27 protein-coding genes and 1 tRNA gene are annotated in these 25885 nt (G+C 62.5%); 18 read left to right on the forward strand and 10 right to left on the reverse strand.

Annotated elements, in window-relative coordinates; genetic code table 11:
• The first annotated feature begins 18 nt into the window (after positions 1-18).
• Positions 19-95: transfer RNA gene (locus tag C7453_RS12485), tRNA-Met, on the forward strand.
• Between the two features lie 434 nt (positions 96-529).
• Here C7453_RS12485 and C7453_RS12490 read toward each other — a convergent pair.
• The 4 genes from C7453_RS12490 to C7453_RS12505 all read right to left on the reverse strand — a co-directional run bounded on the left by C7453_RS12490 (position 530) and on the right by C7453_RS12505 (position 3601).
• Complete coding sequence (locus tag C7453_RS12490) at positions 530-1303, reverse strand: DUF1295 domain-containing protein (protein ID WP_114727887.1); 774 nt, start codon at positions 1301-1303, stop codon at positions 530-532.
• Positions 1300-2325 (reverse strand): SAM-dependent methyltransferase, encoded by a 1026-nt coding sequence (locus C7453_RS12495; protein ID WP_114727888.1) that lies wholly within the window; start codon positions 2323-2325, stop codon positions 1300-1302. The genes C7453_RS12490 and C7453_RS12495 overlap by 4 nt, the downstream gene beginning before the upstream one ends.
• 83 nt (positions 2326-2408) lie before the next feature.
• Positions 2409-3041 carry a ChrR family anti-sigma-E factor gene (locus C7453_RS12500; RefSeq protein ID WP_114727889.1) on the reverse strand — a complete coding sequence of 211 codons (633 nt, stop codon included), beginning with the start codon at positions 3039-3041 and terminating at the stop codon, positions 2409-2411.
• Complete coding sequence (locus tag C7453_RS12505) at positions 3038-3601, reverse strand: sigma-70 family RNA polymerase sigma factor (RefSeq protein WP_114728040.1); 564 nt, start codon at positions 3599-3601, stop codon at positions 3038-3040. Before C7453_RS12505 ends, C7453_RS12500 begins: the two co-directional genes overlap by 4 nt.
• Before the next feature lie 162 nt (positions 3602-3763).
• Here C7453_RS12505 and C7453_RS12510 point away from each other — a divergent pair, with 162 nt between their 5' ends.
• From C7453_RS12510 to C7453_RS12525, 5 genes are read left to right on the forward strand one after another with little or no spacing between them, the layout of a single operon-like run.
• The gene (locus C7453_RS12510) at positions 3764-5050 is read left to right on the forward strand and encodes an NAD(P)/FAD-dependent oxidoreductase (protein WP_114727890.1); all 1287 of its coding nucleotides are present in this window, start codon (positions 3764-3766) and stop codon (positions 5048-5050) included.
• Complete coding sequence (locus tag C7453_RS12515) at positions 5047-5814, forward strand: DUF1365 domain-containing protein (RefSeq protein ID WP_114727891.1); 768 nt, start codon at positions 5047-5049, stop codon at positions 5812-5814. Before C7453_RS12510 ends, C7453_RS12515 begins: the two co-directional genes overlap by 4 nt.
• Positions 5811-6698, forward strand: coding sequence for an SAM-dependent methyltransferase (locus C7453_RS19660; protein ID WP_255318209.1), 888 nt, complete (start codon positions 5811-5813; stop codon positions 6696-6698). Before C7453_RS12515 ends, C7453_RS19660 begins: the two co-directional genes overlap by 4 nt.
• On the forward strand, positions 6658-7005 hold the full coding sequence (locus C7453_RS19665; protein WP_255318208.1) for a class I SAM-dependent methyltransferase: 348 nt from the start codon (positions 6658-6660) through the stop codon (positions 7003-7005). The genes C7453_RS19660 and C7453_RS19665 overlap by 41 nt, the downstream gene beginning before the upstream one ends.
• Before the next feature lie 4 nt (positions 7006-7009).
• A complete protein-coding gene (locus C7453_RS12525; RefSeq protein WP_114727892.1) occupies positions 7010-7408 on the forward strand; it encodes a DUF2177 family protein in 399 nt (132 codons plus the stop codon).
• A 53-nt stretch (positions 7409-7461) separates the two neighbouring features.
• On the opposite strand, the gene C7453_RS12530 is transcribed toward C7453_RS12525, so the two are convergent.
• Positions 7462-8358 (reverse strand): LysR family transcriptional regulator, encoded by an 897-nt coding sequence (locus C7453_RS12530; RefSeq protein ID WP_114727893.1) that lies wholly within the window; start codon positions 8356-8358, stop codon positions 7462-7464.
• Positions 8359-8478: 120 nt separating this feature from the next.
• On the opposite strand from C7453_RS12530, the gene C7453_RS12535 reads away from it, so the two are divergent.
• From C7453_RS12535 to C7453_RS12545, 3 genes are read left to right on the forward strand one after another with little or no spacing between them, the layout of a single operon-like run.
• Complete coding sequence (locus tag C7453_RS12535) at positions 8479-9357, forward strand: NmrA/HSCARG family protein (RefSeq protein ID WP_114727894.1); 879 nt, start codon at positions 8479-8481, stop codon at positions 9355-9357.
• A gap of 35 nt (positions 9358-9392) precedes the next feature.
• Complete coding sequence (locus C7453_RS12540) at positions 9393-10343, forward strand: alpha/beta hydrolase (protein WP_114728041.1); 951 nt, start codon at positions 9393-9395, stop codon at positions 10341-10343.
• Position 10344: 1 nt separating this feature from the next.
• The gene (locus C7453_RS12545) at positions 10345-10974 is read left to right on the forward strand and encodes an NAD(P)-dependent oxidoreductase (RefSeq protein ID WP_114727895.1); all 630 of its coding nucleotides are present in this window, start codon (positions 10345-10347) and stop codon (positions 10972-10974) included.
• A 98-nt stretch (positions 10975-11072) separates the two neighbouring features.
• Here the strand turns inward: C7453_RS12545 and C7453_RS12550 are convergent, their stop codons facing one another.
• Both C7453_RS12550 and C7453_RS12555 read right to left on the reverse strand, forming a co-directional pair.
• Entirely contained in the window at positions 11073-11477 is a 405-nt protein-coding gene (locus C7453_RS12550) for a hypothetical protein (RefSeq protein WP_114727896.1), read from the reverse strand.
• A 108-nt stretch (positions 11478-11585) separates the two neighbouring features.
• Complete coding sequence (locus C7453_RS12555) at positions 11586-12527, reverse strand: NAD(P)/FAD-dependent oxidoreductase (protein WP_114727897.1); 942 nt, start codon at positions 12525-12527, stop codon at positions 11586-11588.
• 336 nt (positions 12528-12863) lie between these two features.
• On the opposite strand from C7453_RS12555, the gene C7453_RS12560 reads away from it, so the two are divergent.
• From C7453_RS12560 to C7453_RS12580, 5 genes are all read left to right on the forward strand, one after another.
• Positions 12864-13445 carry a PAS domain-containing protein gene (locus tag C7453_RS12560; RefSeq protein WP_174787991.1) on the forward strand — a complete coding sequence of 194 codons (582 nt, stop codon included), beginning with the start codon at positions 12864-12866 and terminating at the stop codon, positions 13443-13445.
• A 53-nt stretch (positions 13446-13498) separates the two neighbouring features.
• Entirely contained in the window at positions 13499-15034 is a 1536-nt protein-coding gene (locus C7453_RS12565) for a cryptochrome/photolyase family protein (protein ID WP_114727898.1), read from the forward strand.
• Positions 15035-15356: 322 nt separating this feature from the next.
• Positions 15357-15992: an NAD(P)-dependent oxidoreductase gene (locus C7453_RS12570; protein ID WP_114727899.1), complete on the forward strand. Its 636-nt coding sequence runs from the start codon at positions 15357-15359 to the stop codon at positions 15990-15992.
• Between the two features lie 204 nt (positions 15993-16196).
• The gene (locus C7453_RS12575; protein WP_114727900.1) at positions 16197-17429 is read left to right on the forward strand and encodes a putative DNA modification/repair radical SAM protein; all 1233 of its coding nucleotides are present in this window, start codon (positions 16197-16199) and stop codon (positions 17427-17429) included.
• Complete coding sequence (locus tag C7453_RS12580) at positions 17426-18862, forward strand: UdgX family uracil-DNA binding protein (protein ID WP_114727901.1); 1437 nt, start codon at positions 17426-17428, stop codon at positions 18860-18862. The genes C7453_RS12575 and C7453_RS12580 overlap by 4 nt, the downstream gene beginning before the upstream one ends.
• 85 nt (positions 18863-18947) lie before the next feature.
• On the opposite strand, the gene C7453_RS19805 is transcribed toward C7453_RS12580, so the two are convergent.
• The 3 genes from C7453_RS19805 to C7453_RS12595 form a co-directional block, all read right to left on the reverse strand.
• Positions 18948-19205, reverse strand: a complete 258-nt coding sequence (locus tag C7453_RS19805; protein WP_375285432.1) for a DUF2256 domain-containing protein — start codon at positions 19203-19205, stop codon at positions 18948-18950.
• Positions 19193-19555, reverse strand: a complete 363-nt coding sequence (locus tag C7453_RS12590; protein ID WP_114727903.1) for a DCC1-like thiol-disulfide oxidoreductase family protein — start codon at positions 19553-19555, stop codon at positions 19193-19195. Before C7453_RS12590 ends, C7453_RS19805 begins: the two co-directional genes overlap by 13 nt.
• 205 nt (positions 19556-19760) lie before the next feature.
• Positions 19761-20957, reverse strand: a complete 1197-nt coding sequence (locus C7453_RS12595; RefSeq protein WP_371858499.1) for an outer membrane beta-barrel protein — start codon at positions 20955-20957, stop codon at positions 19761-19763.
• A 403-nt stretch (positions 20958-21360) separates the two neighbouring features.
• On the opposite strand from C7453_RS12595, the gene C7453_RS12600 reads away from it, so the two are divergent.
• From C7453_RS12600 to kdpC, 4 genes are read left to right on the forward strand one after another with little or no spacing between them, the layout of a single operon-like run.
• Positions 21361-21450: a potassium-transporting ATPase subunit F gene (locus C7453_RS12600; protein ID WP_114727904.1), complete on the forward strand. Its 90-nt coding sequence runs from the start codon at positions 21361-21363 to the stop codon at positions 21448-21450.
• Positions 21451-21454: 4 nt separating this feature from the next.
• Entirely contained in the window at positions 21455-23161 is a 1707-nt protein-coding gene (gene kdpA, locus C7453_RS12605; RefSeq protein ID WP_114727905.1) for a potassium-transporting ATPase subunit KdpA, read from the forward strand.
• Between the two features lie 14 nt (positions 23162-23175).
• Positions 23176-25251 (forward strand): potassium-transporting ATPase subunit KdpB, encoded by a 2076-nt coding sequence (gene kdpB / locus C7453_RS12610; RefSeq protein ID WP_114727906.1) that lies wholly within the window; start codon positions 23176-23178, stop codon positions 25249-25251.
• Between the two features lie 11 nt (positions 25252-25262).
• Positions 25263-25883: a potassium-transporting ATPase subunit KdpC gene (kdpC, locus tag C7453_RS12615; RefSeq protein WP_211311057.1), complete on the forward strand. Its 621-nt coding sequence runs from the start codon at positions 25263-25265 to the stop codon at positions 25881-25883.
• Positions 25884-25885 lie beyond the last annotated feature (2 nt).

Below are 25885 nucleotides of genomic sequence, written 5' to 3' on the forward strand. Positions count from 1 at the left end.
CCAGTCTACCTACACCACCGCGGGGTGGAGCAGCCCGGTAGCTCGTCAGGCTCATAACCTGAAGGCCGCAGGTTCAAATCCTGCCCCCGCAACCATGAAACACATAAAAATGTCATGAAATCAATGTTTTATTTGAGTTTTGCTTTGTATGCATGTTGGGTAGAGAATAAATCAAAAATAAAATCAATGGCTTGATTTCGCAGGTTCAAATTGGGGCCGTTATCCCGCAACCAGTTGCGATACAAATTGGTGTGCTTCGTCATATTACATTTTTCACGCGATGATTAATTTCGGAACACGGGCGTTAATTATGCTGGCCGCCAGGGGAGATAGAGAGGCTTATAGCCCGGACCGCCAGTTTTAGGTGTTGCAATTTACTTATACCCTGCAAATACAAATATTGTATTGATAGAGACGGTTCTCTGGAGAATTGAGTTGTTGCAGGCGTCGAAAAAATTTCAGAAAAAAGAATTTTAGGAGCTCCGAAGACTGTATCGGTGCGCATTACGCGTAAAATGGACGATTCATATTATCTGGGCCAACCAGGCCACATGGCGTTGGTCCTTGCCTGATAGGTGGTGTATTTCTCTCCTCTCTTTTCACGCATTGCGGCTTCCAAAGGCGGCACTCCGGTAACGTAGCGTAATACCAGGAACATCAGTAAAGGTGCGGTGAAGGAAAGCCATGTCAATGGTCGCCCAGGTTCCACGGCGATCAGTGGATAGGCAGTCCAGCTTACTGCCTCGAACAGATAATTTGGATGCCGACAGAGCGACCATAGGCCGACCTCGCAGATCTGTTCATGGTTTTCTGGTTTCGTACGCCAAGCGGTTAACTGGCGGTCGGCAAGGGCTTCGCCTGCCAGTGCGGCGACTAGCAGGATCGCGCCGGCGATGTCAGAAACGCGCAAATCCGGGTCGGGTCGTGCGGCGGCGAGATAAACGGAAACGGCCAGCAGCCCACTCACCGGACCTTGTCCGGCGACGAGCCGTAGTATCTGGCGCTGGAAGCGCGGCCCGGCGGCGGTTCGCATCTGTGCATAGCGGGTATCTTCCGGGCCGGTGGCCACGCGATATGCGATATGTCCGCCCAGTCGCCCGGCCCACATCAGAAGCAAGCCAGCCAGCAAGGCATGCCGCCATGAGGCTCCCGGCGCTGCGCAGGCCACGCATGCTAGCGCAATGCCGGTTGAGAATGTCCAGGCCACATCCACCCACCCGGCATTGCCTGCGGCGCGCTGCGCGAGCCACGCCAGAACCATGGCCAGGCTCACGCCAAGCCCGGCATAGAGACACAGGATCATGGGGTCGGCGCGAGCAGATAGTGGCTCACCCCCCATGGCTTGCCGCCGCCATGACCGAACAGTGCCTCGGTGGCGAGGAAGAACAGCCGCCAGCGTCGCGTCCATACCATCGCCTCTGGCCCGTAAACGTCCGCCAGCAGTGGGCGGATCTGCTCGGCGTGACGGTCGTAATTGCCCAGCCATGCCCGCGCCGTACGTGCATAATGCGTGCCTGACCATCGCCAGTCGCGCTCCAGTGTGAACAGATCTGGAAATGACGATGCCAGGGCATGGTTGGGCATGATGCCGCCGGTAAAGAAATGCCGGGCGATCCAGTCCGCCTGATTGGCGTGGTCGAACCGATAAGGGGTATGGGCATGGGCGAACACATGCAGGAACAGCCGCCCCTCCGGCTTGAGCCAGCCGCGTATCCGGCGCAACAGGCCGCGCCAATTGGCCATATGTTCGAACATCTCGACTGATACGACGCGGTCATATCTGCCATCCGGGACGAAATCGTTCATGTCGGCGGTAATGACCCGCAGATTGCCGAGTCCCAGGGTCCGGGCGCGGGCTTCGATATGGCCGCGCTGAGCGCCAGCGTTGGAGACCGCGGTGATGCGCGAGGCGGGAAAGCGGGCGGCCATGAACAGGCTGAGCGAGCCCCAGCCACAGCCCAGTTCCAGGATGTCCTGGCCGTCAGCCAGGCCGGCATGTGCGGCGGTTTCTTCCAACGCATGTTCCTCGGCCTCCTCCAGGCTTTCTCGCCCGGTGGGGTAGAGGCTGCATGAGTATTTACGCTTCGGTCCGAGAACGAGCCCGAAAAATTCCGGGGGGAGTTCGTAATGTTGGCGGTTGGCGTCGGCGGTATGCAGGGCGATGGGGTCATCCGCCATGCTGGCCGCGAAGGCACCGGTCTCTTGCGGCGCGTGGGCAAGATTGCGCCGGGTACGTGCCACGAGACTGTTAATCCCCAGTCGCAGCAACGGGTCGGGTACGCGCAGGCGTTCGGCGGCGCCGGCCATGGTAACGGCGATGCTCATGCGGCAGTCCTTCGGAACGGGTGGTGGGGATGCTGCGATCGGGAAGATCCGGCATGATGCGAAGGCGGTGGCAGCATAGCGGCCTATTTCCCTAGCAGTCGCGTCAGCCAGGGCAGGCGGAGCCCGCCCTCCAGCGACGCCAGGCAGATGCAGCCTTCAGGATCGGCTAACGGCTGGTGGGCGGTGGTCTCGTCCGCTTCACCGAGGTCGCCGGGGCCGTACCGATCATCGCCGTCGCGAAACCCGCCCCAGAGCACCTGAGTCAGTTCCATGCCGCCATGGGAGTGATGTGGCACCCTCCGGCCGCCGCCTACACGCAGCAGCATGAGGTTCTGCGCTGGAGCCCAAGGCAGGCGTACCCTGCTGTAACGCACGCCTGGGGCAACCCAAAACCAGCGGCCGATCTGGGCGTTGCGTAATGCGGCGGGCAGCCGGGTGCCCTGCGGCAAGGCGAGACTTGCCTGGCGGGGAGGGGAAGGTCGCACCGCCGGCGAGACATCCAGCCGGGCCAGTACGCGCTCGAAGGTCGCGGGCTCGAGGGGCGCCGGGGACAGTTCGCCGAGTAACTGGCCGCCCGTGGCGTCAAGCGCGTCCAGTGTGGCGCGACATTGCGGGCAGCCTTGCGCATGAGCCTCCACCACCACGGCGGGACCATCTGCAAGCGTGCCGGCGGCATGGGCCAGCAATGTTTCCAGCGTAGGGTGGTGGCGGATCATGAATCGTTCCCTATCGCGGCGCGAAGCTTCACCATCGCGAGGCGAATACGCGACTTCACGGTACCCAGAGGCAAGGCGAGCGCGCTGGAAATCGCGGCGTGAGGCGTTTCCGAAAAGAAGGACAGCCGCACGATCTCGCGCTGCTCGTCTGTCAGGCCGTCCAGTGCCATCCGTATCCTCTCCTCGCGCTCATCGGCCAGCATGAGCGTTTCGGCGGAAGGAGCATGCTCTTCGGTGTCCAGTTCCGGCATCGTGGATGCAGCGCCGCTATTCCGGCGGCGCAGGTGGTCGATACGCACATTGCGTGCGATGGCAAACACCCATGTTGTCGCGCCCGCGCGGGCTGGGTCGAAGCGGTCGGCCTTGCGCCAAACAATCAGCATGACGTCCTGTGTCGCTTCCTCGGCTTCCGCGCCCTCCATGCCGGCGCGGCGCAGATAGGCCTTCACGCGCGGAGCGAAATATTTGAACAGCGCCGCATAAGCGGTGCGGTCGCGGGAAGCCGCCACGCGGGCGATCAGCGCGGACAGGTCGGCCCCATCCGGTACCGGGGCGTCCAACGCCGTCACCGATGGCACAAGGCCCCGGCATGCTGCCGGGAGGGCGGGAAGTTGATCATGTCCATACACGACCAGTTATACGCATGCGTACGCTACGTGGATCACCGGTGATCCAAAAACTTGCCGGAACCGTATTGATGAGAGAAAGGCAAGGAAGGCGGCATGAAGCAGATTGCGGAGCGGCAGCGTATTGCCGTCGTGGGGGCTGGAATAACAGGCCTGTCCTGTGCGTGGCTGCTCGGTCAGCGTCATGAGGTGACGCTTTTCGAGACCGAACCGCGTCTAGGCGGCCACAGCCGCACGGTGGAGGCCGGTGGCGCCCCGGTGGATACGGGTTTTATCGTCTATAACCAGCCAGCTTATCCAAACCTGACAGCGCTGTTTGCGCATCTGGGCGTGGAGACGGACGCAACCGAGATGTCGTTCTCCGTGTCGCTGCGTGGCGGCAGCCTGGAATATGCGGGCTCTGGCTTCCGCGGAGTGTTTGCCCAGCCCGGCAATGTGCTGCGTCCGCATTTTTGGTCCATGTTGGCGGATATCGCCCGGTTCTACCGTCGTGCGCCACTGGATGCGGAAAGTCTGGGCGAGATCAGCCTGGATGCGTATCTGCAGGCGGGCGGATATGGCGCTGCGTTTCTGCAGGATCACCTTTATCCGATGATTGCGTCCATCTGGTCGTGCCCGCCAGGCCAGGCGGGGGGGCTGCCCGCCGCCGCCTTCATCCGGTTTTGCGAAAATCACGGCTTGCTGAAGTTGGCCGGGCGGCCGCTCTGGCGCACCGTGCGTGGTGGTTCGCGCGCCTATGTGGCGCGGCTGCGTACGGCTTTTTCAGGCCAGGTCCGCAAGGGGGAGGCTGTGCGGACCATACGCCGCGATAACGCGGGCGTGGAGGTTACGAGCGATGCCGGTCAATGGCGGTTCGACCAGGTGGTGCTGGCCTGTCATGCCGATCAGGCCTTCGCGCTGCTGGCCGATCCGTCGCAATCGGAGCGCGACATCATCGGTGCTTTTCGAACCACGCCCAACGAGGTGGTGTTGCATGGCGACCCGGCTGTGATGCCGCGTCGCTGCGCTGCTTGGGCGGCATGGAACTATACCGGCGTCGGGAATGAGGCGGCGGTTACGTATTGGATGAACCGGCTGCAACACCTGCCCACCGCGCCCGACTGGTTCGTGACGCTGAATCCCGGGCGAGCGTTGGATGACGTCGTGTCGCGGTGGCATGTCGCCCATCCGGTGTTCGACGGCGCGGCCCTGCGCGCTCAGTCCCGATTATGGTCGGTGCAGGGAACCTGTCGCACCTGGTTCTGTGGCGCCTGGTGGGGAGCGGGATTCCACGAGGACGGGTTGCAGGCCGGACTGGCCGTGGCGGAAGCCCTGGGTGGGGTGCGTCGCCCCTGGTCGGTCGCGAACGAAGCCGGACGCATTCCGGCAAGGACGCCGGCATGAACGCGCTGTATGCCGTCCGGGTGACGCATACGCGAACCCGCCCGCGACACCATGCGTTGGCCTACCGACTACCCTATCTGCTCCTTGACCTCGATTCCCCGCCTCGGGTCGCCTGGTTTTCCCTCAATCGCTTCAATCTGTTCAGCCTGTATGAGCGTGACCACGGCGACGGTATGGCGGCACCCAACCAATGGGTACGGGCATGTCTGGCTGAGGCCGGGCTGGCCGATGCGGGCGCGCGGATCACGTTAATGACCATGCCGCGCTTTCTCGGGCTGGGCTTCAATCCGCTCAGCCTGTTCCTCTGCCACGATGCTGCAGGGGAACTGCGCGCGGTGCTGTATGAAGTCCACAACACGTTCGGTCAGCGCCATGGCTATCTCTGCCCGGTTGCCCCCGGTGCTGCCATGCCGCTGCGCCAGACCGCCGAGAAGCATTTTTACGTCTCGCCATTCATGGACATGGCGCTGCGCTACCGCTTCACCCTGACCCTGCCGGGCAGCGCAGTGGGGTTGCATATCGCCGTGGAGGACGACCAGGGCACGGTGCTGCGCGCCACACTGGCCGGCCCTCGGCGTCCGCTGACGGGCGCCACGCTGCTGCGTACGGCGTTGTGTCATCCTCTGCTGGGAATCAAGGTTCTCGCCGCCATCCACTGGGAGGCACTGCTAATATGGCGGAAGGGCTACGGCGTGCGCCGCAGGTCGCCCGCCCCCGCCATGTCGGTCACAATCGGCGAAGCGGTGCCGGGGATGTCGGCATGAGCGACCGCTTGCGTATCCGGGCGGCTGGCCCCGCAATCGCCAATCCGCTTCTCGCCGCGCTTTTACGGCGTATGCTGGGAAGATTGCGTCACGGCCGGCTGGTGTGTCGGCTGCCAGGCGGCGTATGTCTGGAGCAGCAGGGCCCATTGCCCGGACCGGATGCCGTGCTGGACGTGCATCAGCCCCGCAGGACCCTGACGCTGCTAATGCATGGGGCCGCGGGGCTGCATGAAGGCTATATCGCCGGCGTGTGGAGCAGCCCGAACCTGCCCGCCCTGCTGACCCTGCTGGCGCTGAATTTCACCCCGGCGCCCCCATCAGCCCCGCTGGCCGGGCCCAGGCGGGTGATCGCCCGTTGGCGTCACGCCGCGAATGCGAACAGCCGTTCCGGGTCGCGGCGCAACATCCTGGCGCATTATGATCTCGGCAATGCGTTCTATGCGGCGTGGCTGGATGCCTCAATGCTCTATTCCTCCGCGCTTTACGCCGCACCGGAGGACACGCTCGAGACCGCGCAGGCTCGCAAGCTGGACCTCGTCACGGATTGGCTGGATGTGCGGGGTGGCGCAAATGTGCTGGACATCGGCTGCGGCTGGGGGGCGTTGGCACGGCGCCTGGGTGCTGAAGGGGGGCGCGTAACGGGCATTACGCTTTCACCGGCGCAGTTGGACCACGCGCGGCTCTTCGCCGACGGCATGATTTCTTTTGCCCTGCGCGACTATCGCGATGAGACCGGCCTGTATGACCGCATCGTTTCGATAGAAATGCTTGAAGCCGTGGGGGAGGTTTATTGGCCGACCTATTTTAGTACGCTGCGCGCGCTTGAAACCAGGTGGCCGCGCCGTGCTGCAGATCATTACCATCGCCGCCGAGCGATATGGTGACTATCGCCGCACGCCCGATTTCATTCAGCGCCATATCTTTCCTGGCGGCATGCTGCCGACCAAGGCCGCGATTTTCGCCCAGGCCCGCCGTGCCGGGCTCGAGCCCGGACGTGTGCGCCATTTCGGCGCCAGTTATGCCCGCACGCTGGCTGACTGGCGGGCCCGTTTCCTGGCAGCCGGGCCACATCTGACAGCCATGGGGTTCGACGCGCGCTTCCGGCGCATGTGGGAATACTACCTTGCATATTGCGAAGCCGGATTTTCTGCTGGCTGCATCGATGTCGGGCTCTATGAGCTGAGGGGATAAAATAATGAAAACGATTGTGGCGACATATATTTTTACCGCTATCGTGTTTCTGGGTCTCGATGCCGTATGGTTGCGGATCATGAGCAGTCGCCTGTACAAGCCCGCGTTGCAGGGGCTGTTGGCCGAGACCGTTCGGCTAGCTCCGGCGTTGCTGTTTTACCTGCTCTATATTGCCGGAATCGTGGTGTTCGCCGTCATGCCCGCGGCGACGCCCGGCCAGGCCCTATGGCGCGGTGCGGGATTGGGACTGGTGGCGTATGCGACCTACGACCTGACCAATCAGGCGACATTGCGTGTGTGGCCGGTGATGGTCACCGTCGCCGATCTCACCTGGGGCATGCTGGTCACCGGCATCGCGGCTGGTGCGGCATTCGCCGCCTGCCGCGTTCTCTTGCTGCGGTGAAGCGAACGGACTCACGGGGCGGGGAATGCCCTGCCGACGGGTGGTCGGAATGGTCATATCGATGGAAGAAATAATTTATCTGGAAATGATTTTTCGATAACGTCCAGAAAGGCGCGTACCCTCGTGCCCGTCAGTCGGCGTGAGTTCTGGAGGGCCCAGATTTCAACCGGTGGGCCGGCGTGGATGCCCCAGCAGGCGAGGCGCCCTGCCTCGATATCTGCGGCGACAAGAAGCCGTGGTAGCGTTGCAGCACCTGCGCCCGCCAGTACGGCCTCGCGCACCATCAGAAGGGAGGAGAGGCGAAGATTGCCCTCCGGCCGAAGGATTTGTGCATTTTTCCCCGCTGATTCCATCCGCCATGTGGCGCCCGGCGTGGCCGTGTTCAGCGAGACTGCATTCACTGTCACCTCGTCGTGGCCTGCCTTCGGCAAGGGCTTCGGCATGTCCCGGGGGGGTACGATCAGCCGCTCGTCCGTGAGAAAGCATCGACCGACGAGGCATTCGTCTGGCGAAGGGTCGATCCGGATTACGAGGTCGTAGCCGTCCTCGACCAGATCGACCTTCCGATCCTCGGCGACGATTTCGAGCTGTACCTCGGGATAGGCGCGCGCGAAACGGGCGGCGATTCCTGGAAGCGCGACATGGGTGAAGACCACCGGCGCACTGACCCGCAGTCTGCCTCTTGGCGTGGCGGCGCCCAGTACGACGGCCTCCCCGGCTTCCGCGATTTCGGACAGGAGCCCATGGGTGTGTTCGTGAAGCGCGCGCCCTTCTTCCGTCATGCGCAGGCTCTGCGCGCCACGGTCGAGAAGCCTGACGCCGAGGCTCTGCTCGAGTTCCGCGACCCGGCGAGACAGCGTGGCTTTGGATCGACCGGAACGGCGGGCAGCGCGGCTGAAGCTGCCGCAGGTGGCGACGACGTTGAAATCGGCCAATGCCTGCAGATCCATTCCGTCGTTCCAATATCGAGACGCCTAGTCTCGATATTGGCATCTCCTCGGCAAAAACGAAACGCCTATCTTTGCCGTCGTGACAGGCTCTCTGTCGCGGAAATCGTGAGGGTTTTCAAAATGACCATTCTCGTGACGGGCAGTACCGGAACCATCGGCTCCCAGGTTCTCGCCCATCTTCAGGATCGCGATGTGGATGTCCGTGCGCTGACGCGCTTGCCCGACAAAGCGCAGTTGCCCGCTGGCGTGGCAGCGATCCGTGGCGATCTGGCCGATCCGGATTCCCTGCGCGTGGCTTTGCAGGGTGTCAGCACATTGTTCCTGCTGGCCCCGAACGTGGCCGACGAACTCACCCAGGCCATGCTGGCGCTTGCGGTCGCGCGGGAGGCAGGTGTCAAAGGCATCGTCTATCTGTCGGTGTTCAAGGGCGACGCCTATGCCGACGTCCCGCATTTCGCCGGCAAGGAAACGGTCGAGCGGATGATCGCAGCACTCGACCTGCCCGCCACCGTCCTGCGGCCGTCCTACTTCATCCAGAATGACCTTCGCATGAAGGACCCATTATTGACGTTCGGCGCTTATGGCGCACCGATCGGTGCTAAGGGGGTCTCGATGGTCGATATTCGCGATATCGGGGACGCGGCGGCCATCGAACTGGTGCGCCGTGAGCAGGCACCGTGGCCGCTCGGTCGCGAGACCTATGCGCTGGTCGGTCCGGACGGCCTGACCGGCGACGGCATCGCCGCCATCTGGAGCGAGGCGCTGGGCCGCGCCATTCGCTACGGCGGCGACGATCTCGCGATCATGGAGCAGCGCATGAAGACCATGATGCCTGCCTGGCACGCCCTTGACCTGCGCCTGATGTTCGCCCGCTACCAGAGCGACGGCGCGGTCGCGACGGCGGATGATATCGCGCGCCTGACGACGCTGCTCGGTCGCGCGCCGCGTTCCTATGCCGCGTTCGCGCGGGATGCCGCCGCCCGGTGGGCGAACGGCTGACCATCCGCAACCCGCATCGGTCAGGGAAACGATTCATGACGAGCATCAATCCTCTTCTCCCCCAGGACGTGGCTGCGGTTGCCGCGATGCGGCAGGCCACGTCAGCGCATAAGGGGCACAGTCTCGGCCCGGAGGCGCGACCGATGTTCGACGCGATGCTTGGCGCCGTCCCTCCTGTAGCGGGGGGACGGGTAGAGGACGCGACGATTGGCGGTATTCCGGGTGTTCGGCTCCGGCCAGACGGGGCACGCCCGGATGCGCGTCTGCTTTACATCCATGGCGGTGGCTATGTGCTCGGCTCGGCGGGAGCCTTTACCAACTTTGCCGGCCAGATTGCCGCGCGCGTCGGCGTCGAGATGTTTATCCCCGATTACCGGCTCGCCCCCGAACATCCGTTCCCGGCCGCGATTGACGATGTGCTTGCGGCCTATCGCGGGCTTGTGGCCGAGGGGGGCGGGCAGATCGCCGTTGCGGGTGATTCGGCGGGCGGCGGCCTGACGCTGGCACTGCTGTCGATCCTGACGACGGCAAAGGGCAAGGGCTTACCCCCGCCCGTTGGAGCGGCGGTGATGTCGCCCTGGACCGATCTGGCGCTGACCGGCGCCAGCATGGAAACCCGAGCCGAGGCAGATCCGATCTTCATGCGGGACATGCTTGAGGCGTTCGCTGCACTGTACCTTCAGGGTCGGGACGCCGCCGATCCTGAAGCGTCGCCGCTTTACGGACGGCTTGAAGGCCTGCCACCGATCCGCATCGATGTCGGTGACGACGAGATCCTGCTCGACGATTCCACGCGCTATGCCGCGTGGGCGCGAACGGCAGGCGTGGATGTCACGCTGGCGATATGGGAGCGCATGCCGCATGTCTTCCAGTCTTCCCTCGGCCGTTTTCTCACGGCAGAGCATGCCGTGAATGCCATGAGTGAATTCCTTTACCGGCAGTTGAGCGGCGCGGCGTTGCCCAATGCAGACCTATCGGGAGCATGACATGAAAATTCTGGTACTGGGCGCCACGGGCGCCACCGGCCGCCTAATCGTCAGTCGGGCTCTGGCGGAAGGGCATGATGTCGTGGTGCTTGCTCGTTCCAGAGCCAGGACCGCCATCCTCACTGGTGTGCAGATTTTCGAGGGCGATGCGCGCGATGGGGCCGTATTGACCCGGGCCATCGCGGGGTGTGACGCCGTCATCAGTGCATTGGGCACGGGCTTGAGCCCGTTCCAGAAGGTCACGATGCTGTCCAGGGCAACGCGGGCGCTCGTGGGTGTCATGAACGCGCAGAATGTCCGCCGGCTGGTCTGTATCACCGGCCTGGGGGCCGGCGACAGCCGGGGGCATGGCGGCTTCTTTTTCGACCGGCTGTTCCTGCCGCTGATGCTGCGCCTCGTCTATGCAGACAAAAACCGTCAGGAAGATGTGATCCGGGCCAGCGCGCTGGACTGGACGATCGTCCGGCCGACAGTGCTGAACGACAAACCTGCCCATGGTCGCGTCCGCGCGCTGACCGATCTATCCGGTGTATATGGCGGAACGATCGCACGCGCCGATGTCGCCGATTTCGTCGTGCAGCAACTCGTTTCCAGTACGTGGCTACACAAGACGCCGCTGATTACTTGGTGAGTCGCGGCATGGGGGGCACGGGCGGGAGAGGGCTGGCATGCATATCCTGCCCTGCTGTGCGCGCTCGAGTGCCGTACCGGCCCCCTTTGGCTGGCCGTTCAATAGAGGAGTAGGCAGAGTGCTCCGCCGAAAAGGATCATGCTCCAGAAGAGCAGAAGCACAAGTTTATGGACCACCGCCCGATGTGCAAGCAGCATCATGAGCGGGTCCACTCCTGCGGAATTCTTGTCGCCGTCCCGTTGCAGGTGTCGGGTCGTACGGCCGCGTTCATCGACATCGACGGTGGCCAGCCAGCGCGCACGCAGAGCGAGGACATCCTCTCGCCGATAGAGTGTCACGTTCCGCACTTTCAGCGACGCGACACCGCAACCGGTCAGGGTGAGCGCACGCATTGTCCCGCGTTCGATCCCTAGCAGCCTGCAGGCTTCGGAGCGATCGAGAAGCGTCTTTTCGGTGGCGCGCAGGATGACGAGTTTCGAATGTTTTTTTTCCTCAAGATCCATGATGTCTCTTTCCTTTTTTGATCTCATCTCATCACGGAATGGAGCGATGGGTGGCCGTGCATCCGAAGCGGGCATCATGGGGGATGTTGTTTGCCGGTGAGGGGCTTTTCAGGCGAGAACCCTCTCTGCCAGCATGACGCCTGACTGCCACGCCAGTTCGATCCGTGGCCCCAGAAGCCAGTCGCCACACGCCCCCAGCGACAGATCGCCATTCCACAGCGCGCCGTGCGAGGAGGGGCGCGTCATCGCATAGCGCCAGCGATGGGCTGCCAGATAGGTCCGGTGAGGTACGGGGGCGCTGCCAGTCTGGTCCGCTAGCCATGTGGCCAATTCCCCGGCGACCTCTTGTGGCTCGGCCTCCAGGTGCCGGGTGGACCATTCCGCGCCTGCCTGCACGACCCATGTTTCGATGGCGCCGCTACGGCATGGTTTTGCACTGTCGCGCGCTGCCCAGGGAATCGGCCCGGCGCGGCGCAGGACATCCGTCTCGATCGGCAACCGATCCTCAAACGCTACCAGCGCCGTCCAGCATGGCCGAGAGCGTGCGGCGGTGGCGTAGATCGCCATTCGAAGATCGTGAGCCCCCAGAAAGGCTGCCGCCTGTTCGGCGGGAAGGGCAAGAATGGCGGCGTCATAAGGACCCTGGCAACGCCCATCTTGCAGCAGAACCTGCCATTGCTGCCCTTCGCGCGCCAACCCCATGACGTGGCTGGAGAAATGCACATCTTGTCGCGTTGCCATGTGTGCGATCGGTGCGTTCATGCCGGGTGTACCTACCCAGGCATCGTCGGCTGCGGCGGGCCACGGGGCGACGATGCCCTTCCTGTGCCATAGTACCACTTGTTCACGAAACGCCGATCCGCGCGCGGTGAAATATTGCGCCCCATGATCGAAGGTCAGGCTCATCCCGTCCAGTGATATGCGCCGTGTCGACATGCGGCCGCCCGCACCCCGCCCTTTGTCGAACAGTGTTACAGTGTGACCGGCTTCGCCGAGTGACTGCGCGCAGGCCATGCCAGCCATGCCCGCTCCGACGATGACGATCTTCATCGCTGCCTCTGCCTCAATAGCTCGTCAGGCTCCAGAGGCCGTGCGGGTCGACGGTAAATGCTCACTTGCAGTCTTGGAGCATTGGAGACAACTGATCGAGAAGAGCTCAGGCTACGTGTCATCGGCCGTTTGGCCTCGTAGATGTTCCGTCGCAGATGAAATGAGTCACAGAATGCATGGTTGCCGCTCCATGGCATGGTAGGAAAGATGTCGTCACGCCTGACGTGTATCCATCTCCCAGCAACGAGTTGTTGTCGGCAATATGGCTTAAAGGGTAGAGTCGATTGGCGAGCAATATCGATGCAGGTTGGTAGCGAGAGGGAGCAGCGACGGTCGATGGCTATTTCCGACATGATCGCTGGCAGCACCGTGGCCGCCGTGATCAGCGACCCGAGACAGCCCGACAATCCTATTATCGAATGTAACACCGCGTTCGAGGCTCTGACCGGTTACACCCGCGAGGAGGTCCTGGGCCGAAATTGCCGCTTTCTGACCGGCGAGGGATCGGAACCTCGACTAGTGGAAGCCTTGCGCGATGGTATCCGCTCGCAACGGCCGGTCATGGTCGAAATTCTCAACTACAAGAAAAATGGACAGGCTTTTCGCAATGCAGTGATGGTTGCACCGATCTTCGACAGCGAGGGACGTCTTCAATATTTTCTTGGCTCGCAGATGCAGATTGCCGACGGTGTCGATGAAAGCAGGGTTGCTGCTGCACGGCTCAGGATCGAGCGGCTGTCGCCCCGCCAGCGTGCGGTGCTGCTGGCGATGGCCAACGGGCAACTCAACAAGCAGATCGCTTACGTGCTAGGCTTGTCGGAGCGCACGATCAAGATGCACCGTGCGGCAATGCTGCGTGCGCTTGGGGTTCATACGACCGCCGATGCGATGCGTCTGGCGATTGAGGCGGGTTTCTGATCTGCCCATAGAGACAGGGTCCGCTCTCGAAGACAGCAGACTAGTTTGCTGGTATGAGAGGAATCATTCTTGTTCTGGGCGACCAACTGACTCCGACGCTTTCCTCCCTGCGGGCGGGCGACCGGGTATGCGATGTGGTGCTGATGGCCGAAGTCGTCGCCGAGGCGACCTATGTGCGTCATCATAAGAAGAAGATCGCTTTGGTTTTCGCAGCGATGCGGCACTTTGCGGCGGAGTTGCGTGTAGATGGATGGCGCGTGGATTATGTCGCACTGGGTGATCCGGCAAAATCCGGCAGCCTGCGCGACGAGGTCGCACGCGCCATCGTTCGCCACGGTGCCACACAAATCATAGTTACGGAACCCGGTGAATGGCGCCTGATGGAAGATATGGCGCAATGGCCTGTCACTAAACTGCTACCTGACAATCGCTTTCTGGCCGATCGCCACGGTTTCGCGGCCTGGGCCGAGAAACGCAAAGACCTGCGGATGGAACATTTCTACCGCTTGATGCGACGCAAGACGGGTCTCCTGATGGAGGGAGATCAGCCTGCCGGGGGAAAGTGGAATTTCGATCGCGACAATCGCAGTCCTCCGCCGGGTGCGCTCGCCCTTCCAGAACCGTTGCGTTTTGAGCCTGATGCCGTGACGTGCGACGTGCTGCAGTTGGTGTCGCGTTATTTCCCTGATCATTTCGGCGATCTGAAGCCCTTTGGTTTTGCCGTGACCCGTGCGGATGCCGAAGTCGCGTTCGCCCATTTCCTGCGTCATGGCCTTCATGATTTTGGCCACTATCAGGATGCAATGCTGAGTGACCACCGTTTTCTCTGTCATTCGGTCACGTCGGTCTATCTCAATCTTGGCCTGCTAGACCCACTTGCAATGTGCCGTGCCGTCGAAGCCGAATGGCGCGCTGGTAGGGTACCGCTCAACAGCGCCGAGGGCTTCATCCGCCAGATCATCGGCTGGCGGGAGTTCGTGCGGGGCATCTATTGGTGGCGGGAGGCTTCTTACGTACGAAGCAACGCGCTGAACGCACATCGGCCCCTGCCGGACTTCTACTGGAATGCCGACACGACCATGCATTGTGTCCATGCCTGTGTCACCCAGACACGTGAGGAGGCTTACGCCCATCATATCCAGCGGTTGATGATCACGGGCAATTTCGCGCTGCTGGCTGGCATAGACCCGCATGTACTTCATGAGTGGTATCTGGCGGTCTATGCCGATGCATATGAATGGGTCGAACTGCCCAACACTCTCGGTATGAGCCAGTTTGCTGACGGTGGTCTCCTGGCCAGCAAACCCTATGCGGCCAGCGGTGCCTATATCCACCGCATGAGCGACTATTGCGACTCGTGTGACTATGATGTGAAGGCGAGGGAAGGAGAAAAAGCCTGTCCGTTCAACCTGCTTTATTGGCACTTTGTTGGCCGCCATGCTGATCGGCTACAAGGCAATTCTCGAATGGCACGAGTTGTCAGCATTTGGCGGGGGTTTGCCGGGGAAAGGCAGGCACAAATCAAACGAGATGCCGAGCGTTTTCTCCTCTTCCTCGATTGTGCGCCGACAGATAGGTATAACGGCTGACTGCTTGGCTTTTACTTCATCCATCTTCTATTTATTTGGATCTCGTGCAATCGCGGCGGCAGGCGCGATTATGCCGTACTGTCAAGTACATATGGAATTGGTCTATCATTATTTAGAATGGTATTTTACCATACGCTTGCTTCAATGAAGAGATGATTTTTGGGAAAGCCATTGACGGATAAAAAAGATATCTCTTCGACTTCATACAATTGAGGGGCGTCTAAAATAGGCCGTCTCCAGCATGAACATGCCCAAAATGACAGGTTTCGCATGCCCTGCCTGTAGAGGATGGTGTCAGCGAAACTCTGTATTGAGGTTTGTGATGCATGTACTGGTGATGGGAGCGTCGCGTGGGATCGGGTTCGAGGTCGCCAGGATTGCGCTTGCTCAAGGCCATTCTGTCAGGGCTTTTGCCCGTAACGCGTATGACATGAAACTGGCACATCCCAGGCTACAGAAATACTCCGGAGATGCTTTGATAGAGCGGGATGTGGAACGCGCATTGGCCGGTGCAGATGCGGTGGTACAGGTGCTGGGCATACGCAATCGTGATCTGTTCCGGCCCGTCGAACTGTTTTCCAGAGCCACAGAAATATTGCTTGCTTTGATGAGCCGTCTTGGAGTGACCCGACTGGCGGCAGTAACCGGCTTTGGCGCGGGCGACAGCGCGGTGGCACTCGGTCCGTTCCAGCGCTTGCCTTTTCGTCTGGTCTTCGGACGCGCCTATGACGACAAGACCCGGCAGGAGGAACTGATTATCGCCAGTTGCCTGGACTGGACGATCTGGCGGCCGGGCGTTCTGATGAATGGTTCAGCCAGTGGAAAAGCCAGAATCCTGCGTCATCCGGCAGAGTGGCGAAACGGGATCGTTTCACGAACTGACATCGCGACAGAAATTGTATTGCATCTCCAAGATACGACGTTCATTCACGAGAAGCCGATTATTGTGCGGTTTTGATAAATTTTGAGAGTGTTTTATATAAACATTTTATTTTTACTTTATTGTAAATGATGTTCTGGTAGAGCTCTGTGTGCATATTGGAGATGAATTTTCTGTCTATTATTAAGGAGAGGCCCCGTTTCCGCAGGTCGGTTCCACGCTTGAGAGCGTAAAAAACTGGGAGCTCTTGACGAACATATGGTGAACATATAGCGTCGGCAGATGGCATCGATGACCCTACAGGACAAGCTGGCGATTCTTTCTGACGCAGCGAAATACGACGCCTCGTGCGCGTCCAGCGGCGGCGAAAAGCGAGATTCGCGTAGGGGTGGCGTCGGCTCGTCCGGCGGCAGTGGCATATGCCACGCCTATACGCCCGATGGGCGTTGCATTTCGCTCCTGAAGATCCTGATGACGAATTTCTGCATCTTTGATTGCGCCTACTGCATCAATCGGGTCAGTAGCAACGTCGAGCGTGCTCGCTTCTCGGTGAAAGAGGTCGTGAACCTCACGCTGGAGTTTTATCGCCGGAACTATATCGAGGGGTTGTTCCTGTCCTCTGGAATCATTCGCTCTCCTGACCAGACTATGAGTGACATGGTCTGTATCGTGCGTACCCTGCGTGAGACGCACGGCTTCCGGGGCTATATCCATCTCAAGACGATCCCGGATGCGGCGCCGGAACTAATCCGCGAGGCCGGCCTTTATGCCGACCGGCTTTCGGTCAACGTCGAACTGCCGCGGGATGAGAGTGTGCGCGCACTCGCACCCGAGAAGCGTCCCGAAATGATCCGCAGCGCTATGGCGCAGATCAGGCTGGAAGGCGAGGCGGCGAAAGAGAAAACCCATACCGGACGAAGAAACCAGCGCTTTGCACCAGCAGGGCAGAGCACGCAGATGATCGTCGGTGCCGATAGCGCTGACGATGTCACCATCTTAAGGAGCGCCACGCGTCTCTATACGGGCTATCGACTGCGGCGAGTCTATTATTCGGCTTTCAGCCCGATCCCCGATGCCTCGGTGGTGTTGCCTCTGATCAAGCCGCCTTTGATGCGTGAGCATCGGCTTTACCAAGCGGACTGGCTGCTCCGGTTCTATGGCTTCAGCGCGGATGAAATCGCGACCGGTGCGCATGGGGGGCACCTGGACCTGGCGATTGACCCCAAGCTGGCCTGGGCGTTGCAGCATCGCGGCCTGTTCCCGCTTGATGCGAACCGCGCCCCGCGCGAGGCGCTGCTGCGTGTGCCGGGCTTCGGGGTGCGCACGGTGGACCGCATCATTGCTGCCCGCCGTCAGGGCGCGCTGCGTTACGAAGATCTCGTGCGCATCGGTGCGCTGATGAAGAAGGCGCGCTCTTTCATCACGGTGCCGGGCTGGCATCCCGGGAGCTTGACCGACAGCTCACGCCTCTCCGATCGTTTCGTGTCGCCCCCCGAGCAACTCAGCCTCCTGTGACCTACTACGCGCCTAATCTGCCCGAGCGCGGCGCCTTCACCGCTTGGCGCACTGCGGCGCGTCGGCTGATTAGCCACCGGATCGCGCCCGAGCAGATCGACTGGACGGGCAACCCTGGCTTGTTCGCAGGCGAGCCGCTACCCGATCAGCAGGGGCTTCATACTGCGAACGTGCCCGGAGCTTTTCTGAAACTGGCCCAATCGGTCATCTGGCATTCAGCGCCGGAACGCTTCGCGCTGCTTTATGAAGCTTTGTGGCGGTTGGACATCAAGCAGGGCGCTCCGCTCTCTCAAGCCGATCCGCTGGGGCGGCGTTTGAACCTGCAGGCGAAAGCGGTCGGGCGTGACATTCACAAGATGCACGCATTCGTGCGGTTCCGGGAGCTGCCTGGTGACGCTCCCCGTCGTCGCTTCGTTGCGTGGTTTGAGCCCGAGCATCATACGCTGGAGCCGGGCAGCCGTTTTTTTGCGAACCGCTTTGCCGACATGGACTGGGTGATCGCCACCCCGCGGCTGGTTGCGCGGTTCGAAGCCGGCGCGCTCGGCTTTCACCCCCCAGGCACGCGACCCGATCTGCCCGAAGATGCCTCCGAAGCGCTCTGGGCCACCTACTTTGCCAATATATTCAATCCGGCGCGGATCAAGCTCGATGCCATGCGTTCCGAAATGCCGAAGAAATACTGGAAGAACCTGCCCGAGACCAGCTTGATCCCGTCGATGCTCGCCGACGCGGAGGCGCGCGTGACCCGCATGCACGAGGCGGCAACTCTTGCATCGCGCCGGGGTTCCGCCGCGGTATCCACCCGCTATCGCGGTGCCATGAAGCAACCATCAGATCTACCCGAGACGCTGGAAGACGCGCGCGACGCGGCGCTCCATTGTCGCCGATGCGCCTTGTGCGAGCACGCGACGCAGACAGTATGGGGAAGGGGGCCGAGCGATGCTTCCCTGATGGTCGTAGGGGAGCAGCCGGGAGATCGCGAGGATTTGGAGGGGCGCCCTTTTGTCGGCCCTTCGGCCCGGCTGCTGAGCGAGTTGATGGCCGAAGTCGGGATCGATCCTGCGCGAACCTATTTTACCAATGCCGTCAAGCATTTCAAATTCGCTGCGCGTGGAACGGAACGAATACAGCAGACCCCTGACAGTGACGAGATCAATCAATGTCGCTGGTGGCTTGGGCTGGAACTGGCTTTTGTCCGGCCGCGTCTGGTGCTTGTGCTCGGAGCGTCGGCCGTCTTTGCGATGACGGGTGACGCAAATCCGTTGCCATCGCGCCGGGGCCGCGTCAAAATCGGACTTCACGGTGGTCCGGTGCTGATCTCGCGGTATCCCGCCCTTATGCCCATGCGGCAGGGCCCGATGGCGGACGCTCTGGCTCGTCGTGAATTGACTGCAGACCTGCGCGAGGTCGCTCGATTCAGTCTTCCTCGTTGAAACTTCCGGTCGTTGCGATCGTAATCCACGGATGGTGCAGGCGGTGCATACAGGGCAGGAATTCTTGCCAGCAAAACAGGCACAACTAACGCGCGACGCCGAACGTTTTCTGATCGGTCTTGGCTGAACGACACCTGTCTGAGCAATAGCGCACGGCGCTCCATTCGCGCGCCCATTTCCTGCGCCAAGTGAAGGGCCGTATATGGGCGCCGAAGCCCATACATGACCGGCGCGATCCGGCATGAATAGACGCATAGCGCCTTGAACGTGCAAGCCGTTCGACGACTGCACGCCCGATACCCCCTCCGGCACCTAATACAACTGCAACCGTCATGTCAGCCATCGCTGTATGGTCGGTCGTACCCTTAGAAAATGGCGGTAAGTCATCTCCAGAGCCCACAAGACCGGGGGCAGCCGGGCGAGTTCGCCGAGTGGTCGCAATGCCGGAATGGCGCGCCACATGGCGGCAAAGGCTGCCGCGCCTTCGTAGGACACCTGACCTTTTCGGGTATGGAAACGATCAAGCATCAATTGCCGGTCGAGTGGGCAGGGCTGCGACGGGTCGGTCAGATCGACAAAGCGGATGCGCCGCGCACGATCTAATCGGCGCATTAATGCGATCTCGCGCAGGCAGAGAGGACAGCCGCCATCGTACCATACGATCAAGATGTTATTGCCATCACGGTCATTCATGATCGTATCGTGTGATACTTTATGCAGTGTGACGACCTGGCATTTCGGGAAGATTGCCGGATGACGCCCTGATCCATCACCGTGACAGGGGCGTTCAATATCTTGCCATGAAACTACACCCAACGCCTGGCCGAGGCCAACCTGGTGCCCTTGGTCGGCAGCGTCGGGGATATTCGTCTGACCCGCCCGGTTCGCCGTGCGGGTTTCAAAAGCCCAGCACGGCGTCGATACCGAAGGTGAACTGGCCGGTATTGCGCAGGTCGTTGAATGGGTGCGTGCCGTTCAACGACCGGTCGAAGCGGATTTCGGGCCGGAGTTCGAACAGCTTGACGGGGTGGCCGAGCGTGGGGTGCCAGGTGGCGCCCAGTGTCAGAGCCCCATACGTGGTGGCGGGGGCGGACTGAGTGCGGGTGGGTTGGCCGAGCGTGGAGCGCATATAGGCATCGTCGGCGACGAAGGATGTGACGAGCAGCCCGGTATCGTCGCGATAAATCTCGCCGCGCGCATTGAGCGTGAGCGAGGAACTGACCTGATAGCTGAGATAGCCGACGGCGCTGTATGTGTTGGCGTGCAGTCCTTCGTCGTGCAGCAGGTTGAGTTCCGCGGTCGCGGAGAAGCGGTCGGTGAATTTGAAGGTGCCGCTGAGGTCGTTCCAGAATCGCTGCGCGGAATTGGCGCGGTTGCCCAGGGCACGCACCGAATCTTCCGGCCCGACGCGCCCCAGATAGGTGACGGACAGCCGGCCGCCGGCCAGACCGGTTGCCGCGAGACCGAAATAGCCCGCCGGAGCGTCGTTGTTGTCACCCTTGCCGAACGAGACCTGATTGCCGGTGTCGATGCCGAACAGCGCATCGAGATGGCTGGTGAGGTGCCACTGGACCATGGCGCCGACATGTTCGAACGGCGTGGAATATTCGGTCGTGTAGGACAGCGTATAGAACGGGCGCAGGGCGGGATCGAGCGATTCCACCCCCATGGGGGACGAGAGGATGCCGGCCTGGATGTCCAGCCCGTGGCGCATCAGCGGCAGGTGCACGTCGAGATGCGCCTGCGGGATGATGAACTGATAGCGGCTGGTGATGGCGCGGTCGGTTATGCCCGCGATGTTGAAGTAACGGCCGTCGGCACCGTAGAGCCCGCGCACGAAGAAACCCACCTGCATCTGCTGGACGGTGGGATCGACGGCGCGCGAGACGGTGAGCGTGAGCTGGTCGAGCTGCGCCTGGTTGGCCCGGTCGCCGAAGAACTGGCCGAAATTGACGCCGTTGGCGGGGCGCGCGGGGTTGGCGTTGATGCCGCCCTCGACCTGGCCGGCGACGGTGATGCCGTGCAGCCAGTCGGCGGCGTCGTCGGCCAGGGCAGCATCGGCCAGCGCGGCCTCGGGCAGGACGATGGCCGCCATGACGGCCATGCGGCCGAACCAGCGTGCGGCGGGAGAGCGGGAAGACGGCCGGGATGACGCGCCGCCCTGTTCTCTGGTTTCGTTTTTCATGTGTCTTCCACAAGGAGTGTCGGGAATCGCCGCGACGGGATGCGTGGTGGCGATAATGGAAGGCAGCTAGGCGCAGGTGATGGCGGCCGACAAGGGCGTGCCGGGACGCCGGCGCGACTTTGTGCGGAATTCCTATGACTTTCCTATGGGATTGGCGGGTGCCTCCTCTGTCATCCCTATGGGGTTCGGCGGGATACTTCCGGTGCGTGAAAGGGAGCATTCACATGCTGGACTGTCTTTACCTTGGCATCGGGCTCGGCGGATTTGTCGTCTGCATGGGCTACGTGGCCTTCTGTGCGCGGATCTGAACGCCATGACATTCGAACTTGTCCTTGCGGGCGGGGTGACGGTCGGTCTTCTGGCCTATGTCGCCGCCGTGCTGCTGCATCCTGAAAGGTTCTGACGCCATGTCGCTTTCCGGATGGATCACCATTGCGGCCTTCTTCCTGTGCGTCGTTGCGATGACGCGGCCGCTGGGTGGGTACCTTCAGCGCGTGCTGGAGGGACAGCCCCATTTTCTGGGACGGATCTTCGGCCCGCTGGAACGCGGGCTCTATCGGGTTGCCGGGATACGGTGGGAGGAGGAGCAGTCCTGGGTGCAGTATGCCACGGGGGTGGTGCTGTTCTCGGCCGTGTCCTTCGTCGTGGTGTACGCGTTGCTGCGCTTTCAGGTGCTGCTGCCGCTGAACCCGGCGGGGTTGGGGCCGGTGGCGCCCGACCTGGCCTACAACACGTCGATCAGTTTCGTGACGAATACCAACTGGCAGAGCTATGGCGGCGAGACGACGATGAGTCATCTCAGCCAGATGCTGGCGCTGGCGGTGCAGAATTTCGTGTCCGCCGCCGTCGGGATCGCGGTGGCGGCGGCCGTCATTCGCGGCTTCGCACGACGGGGTGCGGGCACGATCGGCAATGTCTGGACCGATCTGGTGCGGGTGACGCTGTATGTGCTGCTGCCGATCTCGGTTGTCGTGGCCCTGTTTTTCGTCTGGCAGGGGGTGCCGCAGACCCTGCATGGATCGGTGGAGGTGACGACGCTGGAAGGCGCGCGCCAGACGATCGCGCTGGGGCCGGTGGCGACACAGGAAGCCATCAAGATGCTCGGCACCAATGGTGGCGGGTTCTTCAATACCAACTCGGCCCATCCGTTTGAAAACCCCACGGCGTTGAGCAATTTCGTGCAGGTGCTGTGCATTTTCGCGCTTGGCACGGCGCTGACCAACCTGTTCGGCCGTATGGTCGGGCGCGAGCGCGAGGGGTGGGCCATCTTCTCGGCCATGGCGCTGCTGTTCCTGATCGGCGTGGGTGTGACCTACTGGGCGGAGGCGCATGCCAACCCGGCCATCGCGGCGCTGGGCGTGGACCCGGCGCTGGGCAACATGGAAGGGAAGGAAACGCGCTTCGGTATCGCCGCGTCGGCGCTGTTCGCGACGGTGACCACCGATGCGTCGTGCGGCGCGGTGAATGCGATGCACGAGAGCTTCCTGCCGTTGGGCGGCCTGGTGCCGCTGGTCAACATGATGCTGGGCGAAGTCATCATCGGCGGCGTCGGTGCGGGCCTGTACGGGGTCCTGCTGTTTGCCATCATCGCCGTGTTCATGGCCGGGCTGATGGTGGGGCGTACGCCGGAATATCTGGGCAAGAAGATCGAGGCGCGCGAAGTCAAGATGACGATGCTGGCGGTGCTGTGCCTGCCGCTGGTCATGCTGGGCTTCACCGCGATCGCGGTCGTGACGGGGCCTGGACTGTCGGCGTTGTCGGCCACCGGGCCGCATGGCTTTACCGAGGCGCTGTATGCCTACAGTTCGGCGGCGGCCAATAACGGCAGCGCCTTCGGCGGGCTGACCGCCAATCCGTTCTGGAACCTGGCGCTGGGGATCGGGATGGTGGTGGGGCGCTTCTTCATCATCATCCCCGTGCTGGCCATTGCCGGGGCGATGGCGGCGAAGAAGGTGGCGCCGGCCACGTCCGGCACGTTCCCGACCGACAACGGCCTGTTCATCGCCCTGGTCAGCGGCGTGATCGTGATCGTCGGCGGCCTGACCTTCCTGCCCGCGCTCGCGCTCGGCCCCATCGTCGAGCATCTGACGATGCTGCGCGGCACCCTGTTCTGAGAGGCGGATCCTCCATGACACGTCAATCTTCCCGTTCTTCGACGACGGGCGGCCTTCTGCGGGCGGATCTGCTTCTGCCCGCGATCGCCGAAAGTTTTCGCAAGCTCGATCCGCGCATCATGTGGCGCAACCCGGTGATGTTCGTGGTCGAGATCGTCACGATCCTGACCACGGTGCTGCTGGTGCATGACCTGGCGACCGGTCATGCGCATGCGGGCTTCGCCATCCAGATCAATCTCTGGCTGTGGTTTACGCTGCTGTTCGCGAATTTTGCCGAGGCGGTGGCCGAGGGGCGGGGCAAGGCGCAGGCCGACAGTCTGCGGCGGACCCGCACCGAGACGCTGGGCAAGCGGCTGCTGGCCGACGATGCGGGGTGCTATACCCGCACGGGCCTCTACCAGCCGATCCCCGCACCCGAACTGGCGGTGGGCGATGTAGTGCTGGTCGAGGCCGGGGACCATATTCCCAGCGACGGCGAGGTGATCGACGGCATCGCGTCGGTCGATGAATCGGCCATTACCGGGGAATCGGCGCCGGTGATCCGCGAGAGCGGCGGCGACCGGTCGGCGGTGACCGGTGGCACGCGCGTGCTGTCGGACTGGATCGTCGTCCGCATCACCGCCGCCCAGGGTTCGACCTTTCTCGATCGCATGATCGCGCTGGTCGAGGGCGCGCAGCGGCAGAAGACGCCCAACGAGATCGCGCTGACGATCCTGCTGGCGGGCATGACGCTGATCTTCATCTTCGCCGTCGCGACCATTCCCAGCTTCGTGCAGTATGCGGGCGGGCATATCGGCGTGCTGATCCTGGTCGCGCTGTTCGTGACGCTGATCCCGACCACCATCGGCGCGCTGTTGTCGGCGATCGGCATCGCGGGCATGGACCGGCTGATCCGCTTCAACGTGCTGGCCATGTCGGGCCGGGCGGTAGAGGCGGCGGGGGATGTCGATACGCTGCTGCTGGACAAGACGGGGACCATCACGATCGGCGACCGGCAGGCCGCGCGCTTCGCCCCGGTGCCGGGGGTGAGCGAGCAACAGTTGGCCGATGCGGCGCAGCTGGCCTCGCTGGCCGATGAGACGCCGGAAGGGCGCTCGATCGTCGTGCTGGCCAAGGAGCAGTTCGCGATACGCGGGCGGGAGATGCATGCGCTGGGTGCCGTCTTCGTGCCCTTTACCGCCCAGACGCGCATGAGCGGGGTCGATATCGGCTCGCGCCGCATTCGAAAAGGGGCGGTGGACAGCGTGCTGGCCGCGGTGGGCGCGGAGGCCGCCGGGGCGGCGGAAGTACGGGCGATTGCCGACGATATCGCCCGCCAGGGCGGCACGCCGCTGGCGGTGGCCGATGACGGGCGCCTGCTGGGCGTGGTGCATCTGAAGGACGTGGTGAAGGGCGGCATCCGCGAGCGCTTCGCCGAGCTGCGCCGCATGGGCATTCGGACCGTCATGATCACCGGCGACAATCCGCTGACGGCGGCGGCGATCGCGGCGGAAAGCGGCGTGGACGATTTTCTGGCCCAGGCGACCCCGGAGGCGAAGCTGGACCTGATCCGCCGGGAACAGGCCCAGGGCAAGCTGGTCGCCATGTGCGGCGACGGGACCAACGATGCGCCCGCCCTGGCGCAGGCCGATGTGGGCGTGGCCATGAATACCGGCACGGTCGCGGCGCGCGAAGCGGGCAACATGGTCGATCTGGACAGCGATCCGACCAAGCTGATCGAGATCGTGGGCATCGGCAAGCAGCTGCTGATGACGCGCGGCGCGCTGACGACGTTTTCGATCGCCAATGACGTGGCCAAGTATTTCGCGATCATTCCCGCGATGTTCGTCGGCTTCTATCCGCAGTTGGGGACGCTGAACGTCATGCATCTGGCCACGCCGGAGAGTGCCGTGCTGTCGGCCGTGATCTTCAATGCGCTGATCATCATCGTGCTGATCCCGCTGGCGTTGAAGGGCGTGCGTTATCGCCCGGTGGGGGCGGCGGTGCTGCTGCGGCGCAACCTGCTGATCTATGGGGTGGGCGGGCTGCTGGTTCCGTTCGCCGGTATCAAACTGATCGACATGCTCGTGACGAGCATCGGCCTGGCCTGAGGAGGTCCATCATGACGATCGTGCGCACCATACGGCCCGCGCTGGTGGTTTTTCTGTTCCTGTCGGTTGTGACGGGCATATTGTATCCGCTGGCGATGGCGGGGGTGGCCGGATATGTGCTGCCGCGCCAGGCAGGGGGCAGTCTGGTGATGAAGGGGGACAGGCTGGTGGGGTCCACGCTGATCGGCCAGGATTTTGCCGATGCGCGCTATTTCCACGGCCGGCCCTCGGTGACCGTGGGGCCGGACCCGGCCGATCCGTCGAAGACGGTGGCGCAGCCCTATAATGCGGCGGCTTCGATGGCGTCCAATGCCGGGCCGACATCGCGGGCGCTGGTGGAGCGGGTGGCGGCGGCGGTTTCGCGGCTGAAAGCCGACAATCCGGAAGCGGTGCTGGCGGGATTGCCGGTGCCGATGGATCTGGTGACGAGTTCGGGCAGCGGGCTCGATCCCGATATCTCGCCGCAGGGCGCGCTGTTTCAGGTCGCGCGGGTGGCGCGGGTGCGGCACCTGGGCGAGGAGACGGTGCGCGCGCTGGTGGACCGCATGGTCGAACGCCCGCTGATGGGCTGGCTGGGCGAGCCGCGCGTGAACGTGCTGGAACTGAACCTGGCCCTCGATACGTTGCATTGAGC

Origin of the sequence: Gluconacetobacter liquefaciens, assembly GCF_003350405.1 — a bacterium.
Lineage (GTDB): Bacteria > Pseudomonadota > Alphaproteobacteria > Acetobacterales > Acetobacteraceae > Gluconacetobacter > Gluconacetobacter liquefaciens.